At 46.2% G+C, this 22797-nt stretch carries 19 protein-coding genes and 2 tRNA genes; 3 read left to right on the top strand and 18 right to left on the bottom strand.

Translation table 11 applies throughout. From position 1 onward, the window contains the following. Positions 1-129 precede the first annotated feature (129 nt). A complete protein-coding gene (locus ACL9RM_RS21030) occupies positions 130-2307 on the bottom strand; it encodes a RelA/SpoT family protein (protein ID WP_025720225.1) in 2178 nt (725 codons plus the stop codon). A 268-nt stretch (positions 2308-2575) separates the two neighbouring features. On the opposite strand from ACL9RM_RS21030, the gene uraA reads away from it, so the two are divergent. After that, positions 2576-3886 carry a uracil permease gene (uraA, locus tag ACL9RM_RS21025; protein ID WP_061829372.1) on the top strand — a complete coding sequence of 437 codons (1311 nt, stop codon included), beginning with the start codon at positions 2576-2578 and terminating at the stop codon, positions 3884-3886. A gap of 528 nt (positions 3887-4414) precedes the next feature. Here the strand turns inward: uraA and ACL9RM_RS21020 are convergent. From ACL9RM_RS21020 to ACL9RM_RS20995, 6 genes are all read right to left on the bottom strand, one after another. After that, positions 4415-4927, bottom strand: a complete 513-nt coding sequence (locus ACL9RM_RS21020; protein WP_029514814.1) for an adenine phosphoribosyltransferase — start codon at positions 4925-4927, stop codon at positions 4415-4417. 68 nt (positions 4928-4995) lie between these two features. Then, positions 4996-7392 (bottom strand): single-stranded-DNA-specific exonuclease RecJ, encoded by a 2397-nt coding sequence (gene recJ / locus ACL9RM_RS21015; protein WP_250266498.1) that lies wholly within the window; start codon positions 7390-7392, stop codon positions 4996-4998. A 33-nt stretch (positions 7393-7425) separates the two neighbouring features. Further along, positions 7426-8382: a cation diffusion facilitator family transporter gene (locus ACL9RM_RS21010; RefSeq protein ID WP_250266499.1), complete on the bottom strand. Its 957-nt coding sequence runs from the start codon at positions 8380-8382 to the stop codon at positions 7426-7428. A 201-nt stretch (positions 8383-8583) separates the two neighbouring features. Then, positions 8584-9501: a protein translocase subunit SecF gene (gene secF / locus ACL9RM_RS21005; protein ID WP_081330683.1), complete on the bottom strand. Its 918-nt coding sequence runs from the start codon at positions 9499-9501 to the stop codon at positions 8584-8586. Next, positions 9491-10747, bottom strand: a complete 1257-nt coding sequence (gene secD / locus ACL9RM_RS21000; RefSeq protein WP_069290197.1) for a protein translocase subunit SecD — start codon at positions 10745-10747, stop codon at positions 9491-9493. The genes secF and secD overlap by 11 nt, the downstream gene beginning before the upstream one ends. A 91-nt stretch (positions 10748-10838) precedes the next feature. Beyond that, entirely contained in the window at positions 10839-11096 is a 258-nt protein-coding gene (locus ACL9RM_RS20995; protein WP_013311570.1) for a post-transcriptional regulator, read from the bottom strand. Between the two features lie 307 nt (positions 11097-11403). On the opposite strand from ACL9RM_RS20995, the gene spoVB reads away from it, so the two are divergent. Beyond that, on the top strand, positions 11404-12978 hold the full coding sequence (spoVB, locus tag ACL9RM_RS20990) for a stage V sporulation protein B (RefSeq protein ID WP_061829376.1): 1575 nt from the start codon (positions 11404-11406) through the stop codon (positions 12976-12978). Between the two features lie 5 nt (positions 12979-12983). Here the strand turns inward: spoVB and ACL9RM_RS20985 are convergent, their stop codons facing one another. Further along, a complete protein-coding gene (locus tag ACL9RM_RS20985; RefSeq protein WP_061829377.1) occupies positions 12984-13760 on the bottom strand; it encodes a DUF421 domain-containing protein in 777 nt (258 codons plus the stop codon). 206 nt (positions 13761-13966) lie between these two features. Between ACL9RM_RS20985 and ACL9RM_RS20980 the strand changes: the two genes are divergently transcribed. Continuing rightward, entirely contained in the window at positions 13967-14356 is a 390-nt protein-coding gene (locus ACL9RM_RS20980; RefSeq protein ID WP_061829378.1) for a TIGR04086 family membrane protein, read from the top strand. Between the two features lie 88 nt (positions 14357-14444). On the opposite strand, the gene yajC is transcribed toward ACL9RM_RS20980, so the two are convergent. From yajC to ACL9RM_RS20930, 10 genes are all read right to left on the bottom strand, one after another. Beyond that, the gene (yajC, locus tag ACL9RM_RS20975) at positions 14445-14780 is read right to left on the bottom strand and encodes a preprotein translocase subunit YajC (protein ID WP_061829379.1); all 336 of its coding nucleotides are present in this window, start codon (positions 14778-14780) and stop codon (positions 14445-14447) included. 34 nt (positions 14781-14814) lie between these two features. Then, positions 14815-15954, bottom strand: coding sequence for a tRNA guanosine(34) transglycosylase Tgt (gene tgt, locus ACL9RM_RS20970; protein ID WP_039275028.1), 1140 nt, complete (start codon positions 15952-15954; stop codon positions 14815-14817). A gap of 20 nt (positions 15955-15974) precedes the next feature. Continuing rightward, on the bottom strand, positions 15975-17003 hold the full coding sequence (queA, locus tag ACL9RM_RS20965) for a tRNA preQ1(34) S-adenosylmethionine ribosyltransferase-isomerase QueA (protein ID WP_250266500.1): 1029 nt from the start codon (positions 17001-17003) through the stop codon (positions 15975-15977). Between the two features lie 7 nt (positions 17004-17010). After that, complete coding sequence (locus ACL9RM_RS20960; protein ID WP_414126542.1) at positions 17011-19104, bottom strand: SpoIID/LytB domain-containing protein; 2094 nt, start codon at positions 19102-19104, stop codon at positions 17011-17013. 226 nt (positions 19105-19330) lie between these two features. Beyond that, positions 19331-20338 carry a Holliday junction branch migration DNA helicase RuvB gene (gene ruvB / locus ACL9RM_RS20955; protein ID WP_069290204.1) on the bottom strand — a complete coding sequence of 336 codons (1008 nt, stop codon included), beginning with the start codon at positions 20336-20338 and terminating at the stop codon, positions 19331-19333. Positions 20339-20388: 50 nt separating this feature from the next. Further along, positions 20389-21003, bottom strand: a complete 615-nt coding sequence (ruvA, locus tag ACL9RM_RS20950; protein WP_061829382.1) for a Holliday junction branch migration protein RuvA — start codon at positions 21001-21003, stop codon at positions 20389-20391. Then, positions 21000-21503: a crossover junction endodeoxyribonuclease RuvC gene (gene ruvC / locus ACL9RM_RS20945; RefSeq protein ID WP_013311580.1), complete on the bottom strand. Its 504-nt coding sequence runs from the start codon at positions 21501-21503 to the stop codon at positions 21000-21002. The genes ruvA and ruvC overlap by 4 nt, the downstream gene beginning before the upstream one ends. A gap of 228 nt (positions 21504-21731) precedes the next feature. After that, positions 21732-22436 carry a BofC C-terminal domain-containing protein gene (locus tag ACL9RM_RS20940; RefSeq protein WP_069290205.1) on the bottom strand — a complete coding sequence of 235 codons (705 nt, stop codon included), beginning with the start codon at positions 22434-22436 and terminating at the stop codon, positions 21732-21734. 113 nt (positions 22437-22549) lie between these two features. Next, positions 22550-22623, bottom strand: a tRNA-Pro gene (locus tag ACL9RM_RS20935). A 7-nt stretch (positions 22624-22630) separates the two neighbouring features. Next, a tRNA-Leu gene (locus ACL9RM_RS20930) sits at positions 22631-22710 on the bottom strand. Between the last annotated feature and the right edge of the window lie 87 nt (positions 22711-22797).

Here is a 22797-nt window from a genome sequence, read left to right as displayed (position 1 = left end):
CGATATCTCCTTTAACCTTCCCTTTTAAAAGGTGCTCACAGCCGTATTATGGCTCTTTTAGCAACCCATGGGTCTTTCTACCCAAGATGTGTTACGAAGGCTATAAACCTATCTGTACGCTTAATAAGGTTATTGCATAATCCGATGCACAGTGTATACATCCTTCACCCGTTTGATCCGTTCGACAACAGAATGCAAATGATCCGTGTTGCGAATGAGAATCGTGATGTGAATCATCGCCATTTTATTTTTATCTGTACGACCTGTAACGGCCGAGAAGCTAGTTTTGTTCTCAGAAATGGCCTGAAGCACTTCATTCAGCAAACCGTTGCGATCATGCCCCGTAATCTCAATATCGACACTGTAGTTGACTTCCGCTGCTTCTTCCCACTCTACTTCAATCACACGTGCCTGGTCTTCGCCCGTACCCGAAGGAATATTGGGGCAATCCGTCCGGTGAACGGATACGCCGCGTCCACGTGTTACATAGCCAATGATGTCATCTCCCGGTACGGGATTACAACATCGTGCAAAACGAACGAGTAAATTATCGACGCCTCTGACGCTGACACCGTTGGTCGGTGTTTTTTTCCGTTCGCCCTGCGGCTTGTACTCCTTGACCTCGGTCGTCAGTTCGATCAACCGTGCCTCTTCTTGTTCCTTACGCAGCTTCTCTGTCAAACGTGTACAGACCTGCGCTGCGGTTATACCACCAAAGCCAATCGCAGACAGCATATCTTCGGAATCGTTAAAAGAGAACTTCTGTGCCACTTCCTGAAGCTTGTCGTCGCTCATCCACACCGATGGCTCGATATCACGTTTTCTCAGTTCACGTTCCAGATTTTCGCGGCCTTTTTCAACATTCTCCTCACGCTTTTCTTTCTTGAACCATTGTTTGATTTTACTGCGCGCGTGAGAGGACTGAGCAATTTTGAGCCAGTCCTGACTAGGTCCATAAGAATGCTTGGACGTCATAATTTCGACAATATCACCGGTTTTAAGCCGATAATCCAAAGGTACGATTCTTCCATTTACCTTAGAGCCAATCGTTCGATTGCCAACTTCGGTATGAATACGGAAAGCAAAGTCCAGCGGAACGGATCCGGCCGGCAACTCAATGACCTCTCCCTTAGGAGTAAACACAAACACAAGGTCTGAGAAAAAGTCCATTTTGAGCGATTCCACAAATTCCGACGCATCCTTCGCTTCATTTTGCAGCTCCAGAATTTCTCGAAAAAAGGTGATTTTATCCTCAAAGTTAGTGTTATTTGCTCCGTTGCCTTCTTTATAGGCCCAATGGGCCGCAATCCCGAATTCAGCGGTACGGTGCATATCCACTGTGCGAATTTGTACCTCGGTAGGCTCCCCGTTGGGACCTACTACTGTCGTATGAAGGGACTGATACATATTGGCCTTAGGCATAGCGATATAATCCTTAAACCGCCCCGGCATCGGCTTCCACAACGTATGGATAATCCCCAGTGTGGCGTAACAGTCTTTAATGTTATCCACAATAATTCGAATCGCCAGCAAATCATATATTTCATTGAATTGCTTGTTCTTCGTCGTCATTTTTTTAAACACACTGTAAATATGTTTAGGGCGTCCAGACAGGTCAGCCTGAATACCCATCTCTTCCAGCTTTTCTCTGATACGCTGTATGACATTATCAATAAACTGCTCCCGCTCTGCCCGCTTTTTATGCATCAAATTAGCGATGCGATAATACTGCTGAGGATTCAGATAGCGTAAAGCAATATCTTCCATTTCCCATTTAATGGCTGAAATACCCAGTCGGTTTGCAACCGGACAGAAAATCTCTAACGTTTCATAAGCAATCCGACGCTGGCTTTCCTCTGACTGATATTTCAAAGTACGCATGTTATGCAGACGATCTGCTAACTTAATGACGATGACACGAATGTCCTGCGCCATAGCAATAAACATTTTTCGATAATTTTCGTTCTGTTGTTCTTCCTTGGAACGGAACTGAATACGCTCCAGCTTCGTCAGACCATCGACAAGCATCGCACATGTATCGCCAAAATGCTCGCGAATCTGCGCCAAAGACACCGTTGTATCCTCCACAACGTCATGTAAAAGAGCGGCGATAATGGAGATGGTATCCATCTGCATATTAACGACGATATCAGCAACCGCAAGCGGATGCAGAATATAAGGTTCACCGGACTTACGAGTCTGGCCGGAATGGGCCTGCTCGGCAAAATCATAGGCGTCCCTGATGCGGATAAGATCTGCTTCTCTGGTATAGGCCCCGGCCTTTTTAAGTAATTGCTCTATCCCCATTCTGCTCTATTCCGTGTCCTTTCTATGCAAAATGGAACCCGCCGATCAATGTCGCGCAAAGGTTCCCTTTTAAAAGTGATTTCCTACAATTATGACGGTTAGCACGTCACACGTCAACTATTACAGGTTTGGCATTGTCGCATTATTCTGTCACACATGGTAAGTAAAATCAGGATTGTTGACGAAATGAAACGAATTATATTGAAAAAATTACGAAAAGTAATTAATGTATATAAGAATAATTGAAAGAACTAAGGAGTGAACTGCGTTGCAACGCGAAATTCAAGTTAATGAAAAGCTACCGGCAGGACCTGGGTTCCTGCTCAGCGTACAGCATTTGTTTGCCATGTTTGGTAGCACTGTGCTGGTGCCGAATATTTTCGGCGTCGATCCCGGCATGATTTTGCTAATGAACGGTATCGGCACATTGTTGTACATATGGATCTGCCGCGGCAAAATTCCCGCCTATCTCGGCTCCAGCTTCGCTTTTATCGCTCCCGTCAGTCTTGTGCTTAAAAACAATCCCGGCGGCAACGGCTATGCTATGGCCCTCGGTGCTTTCATCGTTACAGGTATTATTTTCTGCCTCGTCGCACTGGTGATCAAATATGCCGGAACCCGTTGGCTGGACGTCGTTTTTCCTCCAGCTGTTATGGGCTCCATCGTAGCCTTAATCGGTCTGGAACTGGTTCCGGTTGCAGCAGGTATGGCAGGCATTATCAATGCCGATCCTACTAAGGCCTGGACTCCAGATCCCAAAACGATTACTCTTTCGCTCGTTACACTCGGGGTCACTGTTCTGGGTGCGGTATTGTTTCGCGGCTTTGCCAAAATCATTCACATTCTGATTGGTATCGTAGTGGGCTATGTGCTTGCTTATTTTATGGGCATGGTCAATACACAAGCCATAGCAGACGCTCCTTTTTTCGGACATCCTGCAATTACCACTCCCGTTTTTAATACCTCTGCTATGCTGACGATTCTTCCTGTTGCTCTGGTCGTCATCGTAGAGCATATTGGTCACTTGCTTGTGACTAGCAACATTGTCGGGCGCGAGCTGTCCAAAGATCCTGGTCTCCATCGCTCTCTGCTAGGTAACGGTATCTCCACCGTCATTTCCGGTTTTGTGGGTTCTACACCTAACACGACTTATGGTGAAAATATTGGTGTCATGGCATTAACAAAAGTGTACTCTGTGTGGGTCATTGGCGGAGCGGCTGTCATTGCCATCCTATTGTCCTTCTCAGGCACGTTCTCAGCGATTGTTTCTAATATTCCAGCTCCAGTTATGGGTGGCGTATCCTTACTATTATTCGGTGTCATCGCTGCCTCCGGTCTAAGAATCTTCGTTGAGCAAAAGGTTGATTTCGCCAAGCCAACCAACATGCTGCTTGCGACCATCGTGCTTGTTGTCGGAATCAGCGGTACTACGCTCACTTGGGGCGCTGTAACCTTGAAAGGTATGGCATTGGCTACAATCATCGGCATCATCCTCAGCTTATTCTTCAAGCTGATTGACGTGCTCGGCTGGTCCAACGATAAATCGCAGGAACCTTTAACCGAGAAAACACCAGATTGATATCTGTTCTTAAACTTTAGAACGCCGCTCCATGAGGTCACGGATCAATACGCTTAGGCTGTATAGACAAGCGTGTAAAGATCCATATCTCATGGAGCGGCGTTTTTTTTATGCACGGCCTTTTTTTAATAGATAATCCTTCATCCTTCTCCAGAGCGCCCCCTCCACGTTAGTTGCAATATCCTTTTTAACCCTCGATATGCAACGAGCAGCATTTTTGACTTATTTCCTTATCTAGCTTCTGCTTAGCAAAAAAATAAGGACAAAAAACTGATTGAAATCAGCATGACCTCTATGCTCCTTATGGCCACCTCTACTCTTTTTCTTCATCGACAATTTTTAAAAAAATTATTAAATATCTCCAACAAAGTGGCTGGTAGTTTGAACCAATTAAACAAAGCCCAAACTTAAAACACTGCTAAACAAAATAGTCCGATGGAGCAACTCTTTAGATAAAGAGATGTTCCATCGGACTATTTAGGCGATCCGTTCATAATTATTTCCCGGGAAACCCAGGTTTCGAAATACTTAATACGTAATCAGAGTGAATACATCTACATCAGGCAGTTTCGCCCGACCGTTTAGATCAGATAGCTCAATAAGAAAAGCAGCCCCTGCTACATTGCCACCAAGCTGGCGTACCAAGTTCACGGATGTAGCGATGGTTCCACCTGTAGCCAGCAGGTCATCAGCAATCAGAACATTTTGGCCTGGCTCTATAGCATCCTTATGCATCGCCAGTGTATCTTTACCATACTCCAAACCGTATGCTTCCTCAATGGTTTCCCCAGGGAGCTTGCCACTTTTACGGATGGGAATAAAACCAACACCAAGCGCATAAGCCAAAGGAGCACCAATAACGAACCCACGTGCCTCTGGCCCTGCAATCAAATCAATTTTCAAATCCGATACCAGTTCCTTCATATCGTTGATAGCCTTGCGGTACAGTTCACCATTTTTCATCAGGGTCGTAATGTCCTTAAAACTAATCCCTGGTTGTGGAAAATCGGAAATCACCCGAATATATTCTTTGTAGTCCAACTTAGTTCCTCCTACTGTAACTTCAAATTAGTATATACATTTTACAACATAAATTGCGAAATAGTATCTCAAGACGCACCCTTCATAAGCGACATAATCCAGCTCGTCATCTGGGTAGTGTCCGCATCCAGCAAATACTTCTCCATTTCAGCCATATTATACAATTCCTGATAGCGTGGAGAAGCGGTTAAATCCCGCTTAGGCGGATTGGATACAAAACGGAATTGACCATCTGTACGCGTCATAAACTCAAGCTCTTCGAAGATGTCCAATACTTTGGATAACATGCGTACTGAACAGGAACACTGTCGGCTAAGAGCAGGCAGCATTGCCTTTTCATCAATAGGCTGTGTTCCCATTCGGGAAAGCACAACGTAAATGCGCTTGAACAGCTCTCTGTCGGGGCTTACGAGTCGACCGCCACGCTCACTGACCGAATGAAGGAGAAATACGTTCTCTACATTCTCAAAGGTAGACCATAATGCCTGAAACTGATCCGGTGTATCCGGCGGCTCCAGTACGAACAGCGACTTTACAGAGTGCTGTGCATCTCTTTGACCATCACTGGGAATAACGCTGCCATCTTTATCGTATAACCATAAGGATTCAGCGTCCACGGAGCTCGATGGACGAAGCCTGGATGACGGATGAATCAACACCGCAACGTCTTTCTTTCTTTCCTCAATACGTGGATGAAAAATCTTCAGTCCCCGCTCTAATTCGGCAAAAGGGTCCGACGCTCCACGATAATCAAAAATTTGTGGCGCCTGCACTCGAATGTCCTGCATCATTAGCTGAAGAGACCGTCTACCGTTCCATTCGTTAATTGACAATTCACCCAGCAGATCTATCTCCGTTTGTTGCTGTAAAAAATCAGCCAAATCGCCACGACGGAAGGCAATCGCGTCCAGCGATATACCGTTCTGCTCCAGCAGGAGCTTCACATGATTTTTCTCACGTCCCATTTTACGAGCCTCGCGCAATTGCAGACCCTGTAATACGAATCGTGGAGAAGGATTCCCCATACCAAAAGGCTGAAGCAATTCCAGTTCTTCAACCACTTGCAAAGATACCTCGTCCAAACGACAGACCATATCAGCTTCAGCTACAGGAATGAGATCTTCTGGTGTCAGAATGGAACCCGCATAGCGGTTCAGCTGCTCTTCAAACAACTTCAGATTGTCACGGGAAAGCGTCATACCCGCAGCCGAAGGATGACCACCAAAATGCTCCATAAGCTCATGGGCGTCCGTAAGAGCACTGTAAATATCCAATGCAGGAATAGACCGGGCAGAACCTTTGCACGTGCCTGTCTCAGCATCTATACCAAGAATAATGGTCGGTCGATAATAGCGATCCAATAGCTTGGATGCCACAATTCCGACAACGCCGACATTCCAGCCTTCACCAGCCAACACAATAACTGACGGTAGCTTGCCTCCATTCAGTTTGGATGCTAATTGTTGCTCGGCTTGCTCCACAATACGTTCGACCACCTGTTGACGCTCACGATTGAGCAGGTCCAGCGCATGCGCAAGTTGGTCTGCTTCTTCCTCTTTTTCTGTCGTCAGCAGAGAAACTGCTCGTCCCGCATGATCCAGGCGCCCGCTGGCATTAATCCGCGGAGCCAATGCAAATGCGATGTTGACTGAAGTCACTGTAGATATATCCACGCCCGCTACATGGAGCAACGCACGGATACCCGGAAATGCAGAGTTTCTCATGGATTGAATCCCTCTGCGTACCAACGTCCGATTTTCACCATGTAGTGGCATCAGATCGGCTACCGTGCCGATAGCAGCGATTTCAAACCATTCCTCTGGCACCTCACCCAACAGCGCCTGAGCGAGCTTCAGGGCAACACCAACACCTGCAAGACCTTTAAATGGGTATGGGCAACCGGGTAGCTTTGGATTAATCAAAGTATATGCCTCGGGAAGTACAGCAGGCGGCTCATGATGATCCGTCACAATAACATCTATCCCCAAGGAAGTTGCATAAGCAATTTGCTCGACTGCACTAATTCCCGTATCTACCGTAATGACCAGCGTAACTCCCTGCTGATGAGCCCAATCAAGGGCATGGTTATGCAGACCATATCCCTCATTAGAACGATGGGGAATATAAATATCATAAGAAGCCTTGAGAAAACGCATGAGCTGAATCATCAATGATGTACTGGACACGCCGTCCGCATCATAATCGCCATAGATTAATATATGCTCACCACGTTCCAGAGCCTGGCGAATTCTCGGTACGGCCTCTTTCATACCAAGAAGCAAAAAAGGGTCGTGTACATCGTCCACACTTCCGTACAAAAAGCGGTTTGCTTCCCCGGCGGTAGTGACGCCCCGGTTCACTAAAAGCCGGGACAACAATGGTGAAATCCCCAACTCTTCTGTCAACAGCTGAGCCGCTTCCAGGTTAGCCTCTGGGGTCTTCCATCTGTACTGCGAATGAAGCAATCCTGTTCACCTTTCTTTCATAGTCGTCCTACTCTATTGAAGCAACGACGACACATCATTATCTGGCAGTTCATGATTGGATTTGTAAGGATACCCGGCTTGATAAGAAATGAACTGCATTTGTACATGGGTCACCTGTGGAAAACGGGCTAACAGTAGATTTTTGGCTCGATCGGCGATTTCCTGCGCTTCCTGTACCGTAATCCGCGGGTTCACACTTATCGTTACATCCACTGTTATGAAATGGCCTGTTTCCTGGGCATGTAAGTGCTCAACCGTTACAATACCATACACCCGTTGAATCGTCTCCATAAAGCGTCGGGAGTCTTCCTCCTGCAAGGGCTGTGCAGGAACCTGGTAAGCGGTATTCATTACCATCAAATATCCTTTGCGCAGCACCAGACAGGCTACCAGCAAAGCTGCGGTTGGATCAAGATATAATAATGCAGGCCATTCCATTGCTTCGCCAGTCATTGCACCGATCATGCCGATCAATGCAATCAACGATGCATACAGCGAGTAACGTTCATGGTTAGCGTACCGATCTGCTTCCGCTTTATGACCATGTTTAATCGAATAGCGATATTGAAACTGAAATAACGCCTCTCTCAACACCAACGCAATAAATACGGTAGTTAATGCATACAGACTAGGAGCCTGCGGTTCCGAACTGCTTAATGAACGAACCGCCGAGATAGCTAGCTGAAGACCACTCATCAGCACTAAAATAGCCAGCACTACAGATATGATCGTCCTAACTTTTTCACCGTTCCGCAACCGTGCCAGCATTCCGTGCCCTGTAGCACCCTTGGAAAACAGAAGCTCCTGCAAACGGGAAGCACTATCCGCAGCCGTGTGCAGTGCATCCCCCAACAACGCCTTGCTGTTTGCCGCATAACCGACGGTTCCCTTTAGAACAGCCAGCGCGAAATTGCCTACAATCCCGCTCAACGCCGCAGTTTCCAATGATCGGCTGCGTTCGCTATTCACAACGTTTCCCCCTCAATCCTGAACTAACCCTTTCCTAATAAAGCTCCATTCTAAAATAACCGAATTTCTCAAAACAAAAAACCATTCTCATTTAAGTGTCCACTATTGTGCCTTACTCAAGGTAAATCTCAAAACCTTAGAAAACCGCGCCCAGGCAGACGCGGCTTTCTCTTTAATTTATACTACTGGTATTTACGTAACTTAAGACTTTGCAGTTTTGGCCGCGCCCCCGCCGGCTGTCGGAGATTTTTGTTTTCCTTTCAAAGCTACCCACAGCGGACTGGCAATGAAAATGGAGGAATAAGCACCAAACAACAAACCAATGACCATCGCAAGTGAGAACATACGGATCGATTCGCCGCCAAATATGAACAAACATAAGGAGGCAATAAATACCGTAAACACGGTTGCAAGTGAACGAGTCATTGTCTGGGCAATACTGTGATCAACTACCTGCTCTAAGTCGTCCCTAGACTTCTTCTTCGCAAATCGTAGATTTTCCCGTATACGGTCAAAAATAACGACAGTGTCATTAATGGAGAAACCGACAATCGTCAGAATTGCCGTAATAAAGGTCAAATCCACCTCAAGCCGGAAAATCGAGAAAATACTGATGACGAGGAAGGCATCATGCAACAACGAAACAATTGCTGCAACGGCAAACCGCCATTCAAAACGGATTGAGATATAAATAGCGATAGCCACAGAAGCCAATAAAATCGCCCATAACGCATTTCGTTCTAGTTCTTGCGCCATTTCCGTATCCACTGTATTGACCTCAAAGGAGGCCTTCGGATCCAGCTCTTTATTAAAAGAAGTCTTAAAGTTATTCACTTGCTGATCCGTCAAAACCTGCGAGAAGCGAATACCGAAGCGTTCTTTACCCTGCGTATAATCGACCTCTTTGCCGATCTCCTGCTTGTTCAGCAAAGTCTGGATCTGTTCTTGTGTAACTACTTTAGTCAGATTGACATCCACATTGGAACCGGAACGGAAATCCACCCCGTAATTCAGACCAAATATCGATAAGCTCAGAATACCAAGCAGTGTGATAATAATCGAGAACGTGTAAAACCACTTGCTCATCTTAATATATTTCAAGTTCCAATTAAAGCGCACTGATATCACTCTCCTTCACACCAAAATACTTGGCCTTCTTCACAACATCCGCTTTAACCAGCAGATTGAGTAAGAAGCGGGAGAAGAAGATATTCGTCAAAATACTGGTGACAATATCAACGATGAGCACCAAAGCGAATCCTCGAACGGAGCCTGTTCCCAGACCAAACATAACCGCTGCCGCTATAATTGTCGTAACATTGGCATCCATAACGGTACGGAACGAAGCCTTACTACCTGCAATGACAGAAGAACGAATCGTTTTGCCTGACTTGATTTCTTCTTTAATCCGTTCATACGTAATGATATTGGCATCTACCGCCATCCCGATCCCGAGCACGAAGGCTGCAATACCCGGAAGCGTAAGCACGAATCCACCCAAATAAAAGATGGCAAGCACCACCCAGGTATGAACGATGAGACAGAAACTAGCGACTAATCCCGGTACACGGAACATCGCAATCATAAATACCAGAATAATGATCGAGCCGATCAACCCAGCACGAATCGTCTGATCTAGTGACAATTGGCCCAGCGTAGCACCTACACTCTGAGAATATTTTTCCGTCAGTTTGAGCGGAAGGGCACCCAGATTAATTGTATCCGCCAGTTTATTCGCTTCATCACGAGTGTAGCTACCTGTGATTGACGCGCTACCGTCCGTTAATTCCCCACGTACTGTAGGTGCAGACAGCAATTCCTGATCCAGGAAAATAGCCAATTCTTTATTCAGAAGTCGCTTTGTGATTTCTGCAAATTTAGCTTTGTCCTTCACTTTGATACTAATCTCAGGTTGGTTCAGCTGATCATAGCCGACAACAGCGCCATTCTCCACAAAATCATTACCGCGGAGCTCAATTTTGCTGTATTGGCCTGGCTTTTTAGCATCCGCTGCCGTTGCACTGCGGAAGGTCAACTCGGCAGGCTTTTTCAGCATAGAGCGCACTTCTGCTTCATTAGAGACACCAGCAAGCCGCACACGAATACGGTTGGTACCCTCTGTTGTTACTTCCGGCTCAGTTGTACCAAGCGCGTTTATCCGTCTCTCCAGACTTTGAGCTGTTTGTATAAGAGACTGGCTGGTTACACTCTGCCCGGCTTCCAAAGGCTGGGCTTCATATAAAATTTCAAAGCCTCCCTTTAAATCGAGGCCTAATTTTAAACTGTTCAGTAGGCCCGGGCTTGTCCCGATCATAACACCAGTAGTTATGAGCACGACCACGATGAAACTTAGAATTCTCTTCATTCCGTCCCATGTTCCCCTTTCATTCTCAATATTCCTATTATAGCTACCCCTCAAAAAGCAGTCAATTTGAACGCAAAAAAAGACCCCCCTTCTATTCGAAAGTGGAGCCCCGTAATGCGGACATCGTCAAATAGTTCATAAAGCTCGTCGCTTTAAGGGAAAGTATATCATTAACGAGCTTGTGCAGCGGAGGAATACCCTCCTTTTCATATTTATGGCTGACGCAATTCCACACGTCCTTACTTGTGACATGCTCATAGCCTACGAGAATCAACTCGTCCGCCTTACTTTGACAGAGCATCTCAATTGCGTCATCCCAATCCTGCTCATCCAGCTCTTCCATACCCACGATGGCCGTTCCTCCTCCCAGCGACTACCGGTTCCGCAGATCAGCAATTAGCGGGGTTATTGACTGCTTTGTAGAACATTTCTGTCCTGATCCTGGAAAACCCTTCTTTTCGTTGAAAATAGCCTTAAATCAACAATATATGCATTCATTTCGCTCGTCAATAGCAGAATTCACCACTCGCCCTCTTGTTGTCTAAATCACTTTGTTTCTGAACGGAAAAGCTTGTCATGAACATGGACAGGTCCAGCATATCTTCTAAAGTAATGCATAGACGCAGAATTACATTTTGGGGAAGAGGGAGTTGCGATTGAAAAAGCAGACTTTCATCCATGGAGCAATCATTTTATTGGCAGCGGGAATTATTAACCGGATACTTGGTTTTATTCCCCGAATCGCACTCCCGCGTATCATCGGCCCCGAAGGAGTTGGCTTGTACCAACAGGGGTATCCCTTTTTTATCGTTCTGGTGACGCTTATTACAGGAGGGATCCCTCTTGCGGTAGCCAAGCTTGTAGCCGAAGCTGAAACGGCTGGACAGCCCGAAATGTCGCGGCGTATTTTGCACACCAGCCTGCGCTTCACCATTACACTCAGTCTGATCGCCATGGTGCTCTGTCTTGTGTTCGCGCCTTGGATCACAAGCCATCTCCTGACCGACAGTCGCGTGTATTATACATTTGTGAGCATGAGCCCAATGATTGTCATTGTAGCTGTTTCTTCAGCTTATAGGGGCTATTTTCAGGGAAAGCAAAATATGATCCCTTCCGCCAGCTCCTCCATTGCGGAGACCGTTATACGCATTTTTTGCGTCATTTGGTTTGCTTACTTGTTACTTCCCCATGGGGTAGACTACGCTGCTGCAGGTGCCATGCTCGGTGCTCTGGCGGGCGAATTCATTGGCATGATTGTACTGCTATGGCAATACGTGTGTAACCAGCGAAAAGATCGCATCCTTCAGCCAAAGTCGCCTGTCCCCTCTTCTGAAGTTCATCCCGAGCAATCATCCGTTTTGTCACGTCTTATGTCTATATCCGTTCCCGTTACTGCTGGAAGGCTTGTCGGTTCCTTATCCTATTTGCTCGAATCTATCTTGTGCATGCGCAGCCTTGCCGTAGCAGGCATCGCAACTGGCGTGGCAACCGCACAGTATGGAGCCATGCAGGGCATGGTCATTCCTGTGTTATTACTACCTGGGGTTCTAACCAGTTCGCTAGCAGTTTCACTCGTTCCTTCGTTATCCGAAGCAGCAGCTAAGGGGCATATTACAGCCATTCACAAACGTCTACATCAATCGCTTCGGCTCGCTTTGGTTGCAGGAGCCCCATTTGCCGTTATCATGTATGTATTGGCAGAACCTCTGTGTCTGCTACTCTACAATAATGGCGATATTGCAGGCATGCTTAAGCTCATGGCACCTTTTGCTCTTTTTATGTACATTCAGGCCCCGCTTCAGGCAGCACTTCAGGCATTAGACCGTCCTGGAAGTGCCTTATTAAATACCTTTATCGGAGCCGTTATCAAAATTGTACTGATCGTCTGGCTTGCTTCCCAACCTCAGTATGGTATCTATGGAGCTGTCATCGCCATTTGTATTAATAGTGCCATTGTTACTCTCCTTCACGGCTTCAGTGTCAGCAGACTGCTTCGCTTCCGCGTACGTTTGCTCGATTTCTGGAAGACCGGGATAGGCATGATCATCATGGCAGCAGCAGTATTATATACCTACAGACATCTAACGATGTTCAACCAAATGTGGCTTCAGTTTATTTTTGCCGCAGGATCGGGAATTATACTGTACCTTTTCCTAATGACCTTGATCAAAATGATTGATTGGGACAACCTTACACGCATTCCAATCCTGAGAAGATGGTTTAAAGCATAAGAAACCTAATCTGAAGATTTTCCATAGGCCGGTGGTGTAATGTACACATCACCTCTATGGTTAACTGAGCATAAAAAAACATCCTTAAAATCTTTGTGTCCCTTCGCTTGAATTTGATTCTTAAGCCAAAAACGGTTCATATCCATCCGTTCCAAATTTCTATCCAGCACTTTGCCATCCATGATTAATGGAATAGGCAGTCCCTCATATCTAAACTTTCCACCGATTTGTGGAGAAGGATGGACTTTATTCACCTGTTGCTCTTTGTTTGTCAAATCTGTTCCGTTTAATTCCTGCTTCATTTTTACGTGTTCCACTCCATCATTATCATCCTTACCTATAACCGTTAGCTTACCTGTCGTTTCCAAAATAACATATTCAACTTCGTCCAGACTTTCTATATTTTGTTCGCGAAGTTGTAACAGCAAGTCATCTAAATTATAACGTTGTTTTACCATTTCATCCTTGTTTAATTGTCCATTAGAGTACAATACACTGGGCCTACCATCAAATAGTAAGCGCAGTCGCCGACTTTTCAGACTGAAAAATGAAATACCTATTTGCAAAATTAACAGCACTCCTAAAGGAATCAACCCTTCATAAAGTGGACGTTTTATATCCTCCAAGCTGAATACAGCAATTTCTGCAATCATAATGGATATGACGAGATCGAAAACAGACAATTTGCCGATCTCCCTTTTACCCATCAAGCGCATCACCAGATATACAATAAAATACATGAGCAGCGTCCGAAAAATATGAGCAAAAATATCGTGACTCAATATGTTCGCCTCCTCCCCTGTACTTGCAATAAGACATGAGTCGTTCATTGTACACGTATTCTGACCGTTCCTCACTTGGCTCATACAAAAAACAAAAGGCTAAATTATTGAAATAAAGAGAAAGACTGCTTGCGACTTGGTACTAAGCCGGGAGGCTTGGCCATAGAATGATAATAGTTCAAACCTTGGTACAGGAGGAATTATCAATGGAGCTCATTCGCCGCTGGTGTTCGTTTCGTCTGGCCCATCCCATTTTATCCGGTTTATTTTATGCTTTTGCATGGATGCTGCTTGGCGCATTGATTCTTTCATTACTCTTGTGGCTGACACAGATGCAGGAACAGGACTTATCATTGTATACGTACATCGTCCATGCATTCGCCATGCTATCTGGCGGCTTCGTCGCCGGTAAAAGATCCACAAACAAAGGCTGGTATCAAGGCGGTATTACAGGCATCCTGTATGGGCTAATCGTTCTTCTGGTCGGTTTTCTGGCATTGGATGCGGGCATGAACGGCAAGGACCTGTTACACTTAGGTTTCGCGTTTGTCATAGGCGCAGGTGGTGGGATGTTTGGCATTAATCTCAACAAGTAATCAAATTGTTTGTATCCATGTAATAAAACAACACAAAAAAACCGAGCCTCCTTAAAGGCTCGGTTTTTGCATAACGGTCACCAGCATTTTACGATTTGGAAACAACTTCCTCAGATGCCGTGTCTTTTGCAATCGCGTTGCTGATTGCACTGCGGTCAAAGGTCAGCTTCGTGACATCATTCACACGCAAAACTACTACATCATCCGTAATCTCCATAATTGTACCGTGAAGACCTCCGATTGTAATTACTTTATCTCCCTTTTTCAAAGCTTGAAGCATCGTTTGACGCTGCTTTTGTTTTTTCTGATTCGGGCGAATCAGCAAGAAATAGAAGATTACAAACATCAGAGCCAGTGGCCAGATCATTTGGAAAAGTCCGCCAGTTCCACCGGGTGCAGCAGCGGCTGTAGCAAAATGAAACATGTTAAATCCCCCTTTCGTATACTCTCCCTAAAACTTAAAAGCCTTTATCATTATCATGAAGACCGTACTGCTCAAAAAATTCATCTCGGAAATCAAGCAGCCTGTCATCCATAATCGCTTGTCTGACATTACGCATCAATTGTATTAAGAAATGCAAGTTATGATACGTTGTCAGTCGGAGCCCGAAGGTTTCATCCGCTTTAATCAAATGTCGCAAGTAAGCACGTGAATAATTGCGACAGGTATAACAATCACAAGCGGGATCGAGCGGGCCAAAATCACTTGCATATTGGGCATTGCGAACGACAAGACGACCTTGGCTGGTCATCGTTGTCCCGTTGCGAGCAATTCGGGTTGGAAGTACACAATCGAACATATCCACACCACGGATAGAGCCTTCAATCAAAGCATCAGGCGAACCCACGCCCATCAAATAACGTGGCTTGTTGGTGGGAAGCAGAGGAACCGTATAATCGAGCACTTCATACATCAAATGTTTCGGTTCACCTACGCTCAGTCCACCAATAGCATACCCCGGGAAATCCATGGAAGTCAAATCCGCAGCGCTTTGCTTGCGCAGATCTTCATGCATGCCTCCCTGAACAATGGCAAACAGACCTTGATCATGAGGGCGCGCGTGTGCCTCTAGACAACGCTCAGCCCAACGGCTGGTGCGTTCCAGTGACTTTTTCACATACTCATATTCAGCCGGAAACGGCGGGCATTCATCGAAGGCCATCATAATATCTGAGCCAAGCGAGTTTTGAATTTCCATCGCCACTTCTGGTGAAAGAAACTTCTTATCTCCATTTAAATGAGAGCGAAAATGAACACCCTCCTCTGAAATTTTACGCATTTCACTTAAAGAAAACACCTGGAATCCGCCGCTGTCTGTTAAAATAGGGCGATCCCAATTCATAAACTTGTGCAGTCCACCCGCTTCACGAATAATATCGTGTCCGGGACGAAGAAACAAATGGTACGTGTTACTCAAAATAATTTGAGCATCCATCGCTTTCAGTTCCTCAGGACTCATCGTTTTAACAGTCGCTTGAGTTCCCACCGGCATAAAGGTTGGTGTCTCAATAACTCCGTGAGGTGTGTGTACACGCCCGAGACGAGCTCCCGATTGCTTGCAGGTTTTAATATGTTCGTATCTTATTGCTGGTGCCATATTTTCTCTACCATCCTTAATTAATAAATGAACATTGCGTCCCCGAAGCTGAAGAACCGATATTGTCGGTCAATCGCCTCCTGGTAAGCATGCATAATATTCTCCCTGCCTGCCAGTGCGCTGACCAGCATAACCAAGGTGGATTTAGGCAAATGGAAATTCGTAATCATCGCATCCACCACACGGAATTCGTAGCCTGGATAAATAAAAATCTGTGTCCAGCCACTGCTGGCCTGCAGCACTCCATCTGCGAATGTATTGCCCACCGTCTCCAGCGTTCGACAACTGGTTGTTCCCACTGCCACGATTCTCCCACCGCGCACCTTGGTTGCATTAAGTACATCTGCCGTTTCCTGTGATAATGAATAATACTCTTCGTGCATGACATGCTCTTCAATCGTATCCACAGACATCGGTCTGAACGTCCCTAAGCCAACATGAAGTGTGATAAAGGCAACGGTAACGCCCTTCTTTTTAATCTGGTCCAGCAATTCTTCTGTAAAATGCAGCCCTGCCGTTGGAGCCGCAGCCGAACCTTCATGTCGAGCATAAACGGTCTGATAACGCTCGCGGTCATCCAGTTGTTCCTTGATATACGGCGGAAGCGGCATCTGCCCCAGACGGTCCAAGATCTCCTGAAAAATACCGTCATATGAAAATGAAAGCACCCTTCCGCCCATATCTCCTTCTTCCTCAATTACTGCTTTCAGCTCATCACCGAAAACAATAACAGCACCCTTTTTTAGCTTTTTACCGGGTTTCACCAATGCTTCCCATCGGTCCCCTTGCAGTTGCTTAAGCAACAAAACCTCAGCCTTAGCTCCCGTGTCTTCCTTGATGCCAAACAAGCGTGCAGGAATCACTCTCGTATCGTTTAATACCAGCGTATCCCCTGGCTGGAGATACTGCACAATATCCGAAAACGTATGATGACCCACTTCACCGTTATTTTTGTTTAACGTCAGTAATCTGGAAGCGCTCCGATCAAGCAAAGGTGTCTGTGCAATTAATGTTTCAGGCAGTTCAAAATCGTAGTCGTTTACATTCATATATTGGTCAGTCCTTAACTATATCCACATTTTTGTAATAGTGTTGCAAAATTTTCTTGTAATCATACCCCTGCTCGGCCAAACCGTTGGCACCCCATTGGGATAAGCCCAAACCATGACCATTTCCTTTACCTGTAAAAATAAAGCTTTGTGTTTTGTCAATGACTCGTGCATGACGATCTTCATTCATGACGATCACCCCGTTACCACTTGAAGTACTGCTGCCAGATGCGGACAGGATTTGAGTGCCTTGTGTACCACTTACATGAGAAGTAGCCCCATCAGCGCCTAATACAGTATAACTTCCGGTACTCGCAATATCAAACAGTGTGCTCGGGAGTCCGCCCATTGCTGAGCGAAACATATCCGGATATTTCACTTTCAAAGGGGTTCCGTTCGCTTCAACCTCCAACACTCGCCCTGATGGACCACGTTTGGTGACATCGAGGTGATTAATAGAGGAAGGCACTGTGCCCGTTACTTTCCCTTGCAGGGATTTAGCAAGCTGAGCTGACGTAAAGGGCCCCCGCACCCATGCATAGTCTCCGGACTGAGGCACCTTTTCTAATACAATGATCTCTTCGCCCGGCTGCGCCTTGGCTATTGGGGTAACCGTCGATTGAATTTGGGGAATAGGACGCACATTTGTATTTTCCGCAGTGACGGTGATTTTGTCTAACCCCGCTTCTGTGACACCCTCCAGTTCCTTAGCATTATCCTCACTAATATACCCTGTCTTGCCACTGGAGAGAAGTACATGATACCACTCCTGTGCTCCTTTTTGCGCTGAAGTATCTCCCGAGCTGTCTACGCTGGCAAAGGCTTCGCCACCACTGTTCCACACCTCTGAGGCATCTGCTGTCACACCGCCCGCATTAGATGAAAATACAGCTTCGACCACTTTGCCGCCACTTTTAATGACTTCACCAGCTGTTGCATCTACAGCCTCATTGACATTGGCATGTTCCGAGCTCTTACCGTTGTAAGCCTGGCTTAACGTGCCATCTACTACATTGCCGATCTGAAACCGATTGCCTTGGGCAAGCGCGTAGCTACGAGCCGCTACCGCTTGAGCCTTGAGCGCTTCATCTGGCCATGAGGAATAGACCTCTGCTCCTACCACGGAATACAAATACTGCTCCAGAGGAACTTCATTCACAAGCGCCAGCTGGCCTGACGTCATGGCAATCTCCATCTCGCCGCGATATGTACGCTGTGATCTCTCCATCACTTGTATTCCATCATTACCGCCGTTGACAATTACCTTGCTATGATCAGAACCACTTAGCATGTAATGAGACATCACCTGCGAGCCAGTCGTGACTCCTGCTTCCTGTCTTATAATGAGGCCGGTTTGAGTAGCATTAACTTTAGACAGCGTGAGTCTCGGCTGCTTGCTCTCCAGCTCTGTTTTCAAAGCCGACAGCTTGCTGTCATTACTTTCTTCTCCAACCCATACAGCATACTGGCCTCTTGATTGAATTACAGTAAAAGCATCAAAGCCTGCCGCAGCAATTGTCGTTCGAACGAGATTAGCTTCCTGCTCGCTTCCGTAGCTTCCTGTGGACCAATGCTTGTTTCCCTTAACCTCGGCCTGCGCTCCGGTTGCGGAGGAAATCCGCTGTACAGCAGCCTGCGCAGACTGCTCACTAGCATATATTCCCGCGTACACTTGATACACTGAGCTACCATTTTTTGAACCGATAAAAACCGTAGGTTTATCATTAGTCTTTTGCAGGGCTTGGGCCGCTTTTATCGCCGCTGCTTCATTTCCTTCAAGTACCTTCACCCGATAGCTGTCTACACTAAAACGAGCCGTACTGTCTGGCAGTCCCATCCAAGTTTGAAAACTGCCCCCACTGTTCTGTCCAACACTCAGACCTCCTGATGATTTCAAGGTTACAGCGGGGACTGTCGCTTTATATTTGCTACCTAGATCCGCAAAAATCACTACACGAATATCCTCTTGGGCGGCAGCAGCGTGAACGCCCGAAGACCAAGGTATGCACACTGTAGCTAATACCATAATCGCTGCTGCTCGTTTGGCCCGGCCCATCCATGCACCGAAAATACTTTTTCGGTTAAATGCTTCTCCACTCATTTCTGGCTCCCCCAATCTAGCTGTCTAGCACTTATATTGCGTAATTTATCGGGATCTCGACCCTTGTCTATCCCTTTAAATACATCGGCGGAATAAACCAAAATATGAACCCGCTCGAATCTTACTTACACTCTCACTTCCCTCAATCATCCGTCAGCCAATATCGTATTCACCATAATTGCGTGTAATCATGCAATGATTTTTTGAAAAGCATCATGTTTCCTACTCACCGTGGATCCGTTGGCAGTGGGATTCCAAGGTGGCCATATGCCGCCGGAGTCACTGTTCGTCCCCGAGGTGTTCTTTGTAAAAGGCCAATTTGTAACAAATAGGGCTCGTACACATCCTCAATTGTCTGACTCTCCTCACCAATAGTTGCAGCAATGGTGTCCAATCCTACAGGCCCGCCCCGGAATGAATGAATCATGGCCTTAAGCATTTTATGATCAATTTCATCCAGCCCGAGTGGATCTATTTGAAGTCTCTTTAGCGCCTCTGCAGCCAACTCAGAATGAATAATACCGTCTCCAGCAACCTGGGCAAAATCACGCACCCTTTTTAACAGTCGGTTAGCAATACGCGGGGTCCCCCGTGAACGCAATGCGATTTCCTCCGCCGCATCCCCAACAATCTCAATCTCCATAATATCCGCATTCCTAGACACGATGTAAGCCAGCTCGTCTGTCGTATAAAACTCTAATCGACTAATAACACCAAACCGGTCACGCAATGGCGCAGAGAGCAGCCCAGCGCGCGTAGTGGCCCCTATAAGGGTAAAGGGTGGCAAATCCAGACGGACCGAACGTGCACTCGGGCCTTTGCCAATCATAATGTCCAGCGCAAAATCCTCCATCGCCGGATACATGACTTCTTCCACCGTACGATGAAGGCGATGAATCTCATCAATGAACAAAACATCACCCTCTTGAAGATTGGTCAGCAATGCTGCCAAATCTCCCGGTCTTTCAATTGCAGGACCTGAAGTCGTACGCAAATTAACCCCCAACTCATTGGCGATAATGTTAGCAAGAGTTGTTTTACCCAACCCAGGCGGTCCGTACAACAGTACATGGTCCAACGCTTCTTTACGCATTTTGGCCGCTTCGATATATACTTTCAGATTTTCCTTAACCTGATTTTGCCCGATATATTCATTTAGATAACGGGGGCGAAGGCTTAGCTCCGCCGTCTGGTCTTCCATCATCAAATTGGCGGAAATAATCCGGTCATCCATGTTCCATCGCTCCTCTTTTCACCAGACATTTGTTAGCGGACATCATCGTCCTATCCGGCAAACAACAGTTGCAAAGCCCGCTTCATCAAAATATCGGCAGATTCATCAGGTTTCGCATCTTTCTTCATTCTGCTCCATACCTTATCCAACTCAGCATCCGTGTAACCGAGCGCCTTGAGCGCCTCACGGGCCTCGCCCCAATATGAACCTTCGCCTTCTTCTACGACAGGCTCAGCAAACAATCCGGTTGCCATCCCCAACGAGCCAATACCGTCCAGCTTGTCTTTCAAATCCAGAATCATACGTTGTGCCGTCTTTTTACCGATCCCCGGTAACTTGGTGAGAAATGTGATATTCTCCTGATAAATCGCCGTTACCACATGAGCAGGCGTACCGCCTCCTAAAATACCAAGCGCAACACGCGGTCCAATACCAGATACATCAATCAGTTTACGGAAAAGCTGCTGCTCCTCACGGGTCGCAAAACCGAACAGTAAAATAGCATCTTCCCTTACATGATGGTGAATGTAAATAACCACTGGACCTTCAGTTTTGGCGAACGCGTAAGGATTCGGACAAAATACCCTATACCCTACACCCTGCACATCTAAAACAACATATTCATTTTCCAAATGGGCCACAGAACCACGCAAGAAATCTATCATTTTCGCAATACCTCATTTAATTTTGAATTTAGTCCATAGGAGTGCGCATGACAAATAGCCACCGCCAAAGCATCCGCTACATCGTCCGGTTTGGGCACAACTTGAAGCTTTAGGAACATTCTAACCATTTCTTGTACCTGTTTCTTCTCAGCCTTACCATACCCTACAATAGCCTGCTTTACCTGCATCGGTGTGTATTCACCTATAGGCAAATTACGTTGTTTTGCAGCTAGTACCAGCACCCCACGTGCCTGACTTACAGACATAGCGGTTGTAACGTTGCGATTAAAAAAGAGCTTTTCCAGTGCTACCGCATCAGGCTTATATTTATCTATTAATTGCAACATGCCTTCATACACATGAAGCAGCCTTTCTTCTTCCGGTGTATGAGCCTCAGTCTGGATACAGCCATACTGCACAGGAACTACTTTACTGCCAATCTTGTCTACAAACCCGAAGCCCACAATGGCAATACCCGGATCAATTCCTAAAAAACGCAAAAAAATCTCTCCCCTATCGCTCAAACATGGCGTACCTAACCAAAAGCCAGCGTTATCCTGAATATAATCATGGCCAAATACCATATAAAGCGAACATATGTGTCGTTCTTTTCATTATAACAAAACTTTGTATCTAATAGAGGAAAAAATTTAAACGTGAGTAAAAACATAAAAAGAGACGCTTCAAGCCTCACCACATGGGCAATGCCTAACGTCTCGTAGTTGTAATCAATAGTGCTGCTTTAATACCCTTTGTGTTCGCTCCAGGGCAAAGTCACTAAAAGTGGAGATTACACTGTTATACTCATTTATATCCTGTACACGTATTCCCTGCTGAAGTTGTTTATATACCCCTTCTGGCAAGGCCGTCTCCATGGAACCCACATCCAATTGAAAAAAAGTGCGGATAACTTTTTCCTTTTTAGGTAGCCCTTCATACAGTGTAAGCTGCCCGTCAGTGCTTAACCCCATGTATCCATGCTCTTTGCATGACTCTGACAAGTCTTCCACCCTGCGCTCCAGCCACACCTCTCCTTTGGTATTAAGTCGTCCCTTCCAATCGGGATGTTGCTTCAGTAAGGTCTCTAGCTGCTGTGAACTTAGCGTTCCCAAGGAAAGTGTTTCCGTACCACACACGTAGGTGGTTAACAGACGGGTCTTCCTGCTTATACCGGAAGCACGAATACTTTGCAATAGTTGCATCTGTGAGGAGTGATCTTCAGTTGGACTCAGATGTAAAGCCTCCTCCATGCTCTCCTCTGCCATGACGGTAGTAGCGAGTGGCTGTGACAACATAGCCTGCAAATAATTCGAAAACAGAATACCCAACCCTGCCAGCAAACAAGCCGCACCAAAAATGCTGCATGCCCACACTGTTCTTCTCCACTGTTTCCAGCGCCGTTTCATCTGTTTTTTCCAACTTAATCGCTTCACAGTAATCCCTTCCGTCCCACTTTTTGTGTTAGTGTGACCTGAGGATTACTGATTTATACAAAAAGATATGAATATAAAAAAAAGCCGCTGCTTCCAGCGACTTTCCTTTTGAATCGGGATGACACGATTTGAACATGCGACCCCCTGGTCCCAAACCAGGTGCTCTACCAAGCTGAGCTACATCCCGAAATAGATGCCGGTGAGAGGACTCGAACCTCCACGGTTTCCCTCACGATTTTGAGTCGCGCGCGTCTGCCAATTCCGCCACACCGGCTTATGAAGTTAATGGCGCGCCCTGAGAGATTCGAACTCCCGGCCTTTTGATTCGTAGTCAAACGCTCTATCCAGCTGAGCTAAGGGC

Source organism: Paenibacillus sp. S29, assembly GCF_049319765.1.
Taxonomy (GTDB): domain Bacteria; phylum Bacillota; class Bacilli; order Paenibacillales; family Paenibacillaceae; genus Paenibacillus; species Paenibacillus polymyxa_B.
This window is presented reverse-complemented; position numbering and strand designations above follow the sequence as displayed.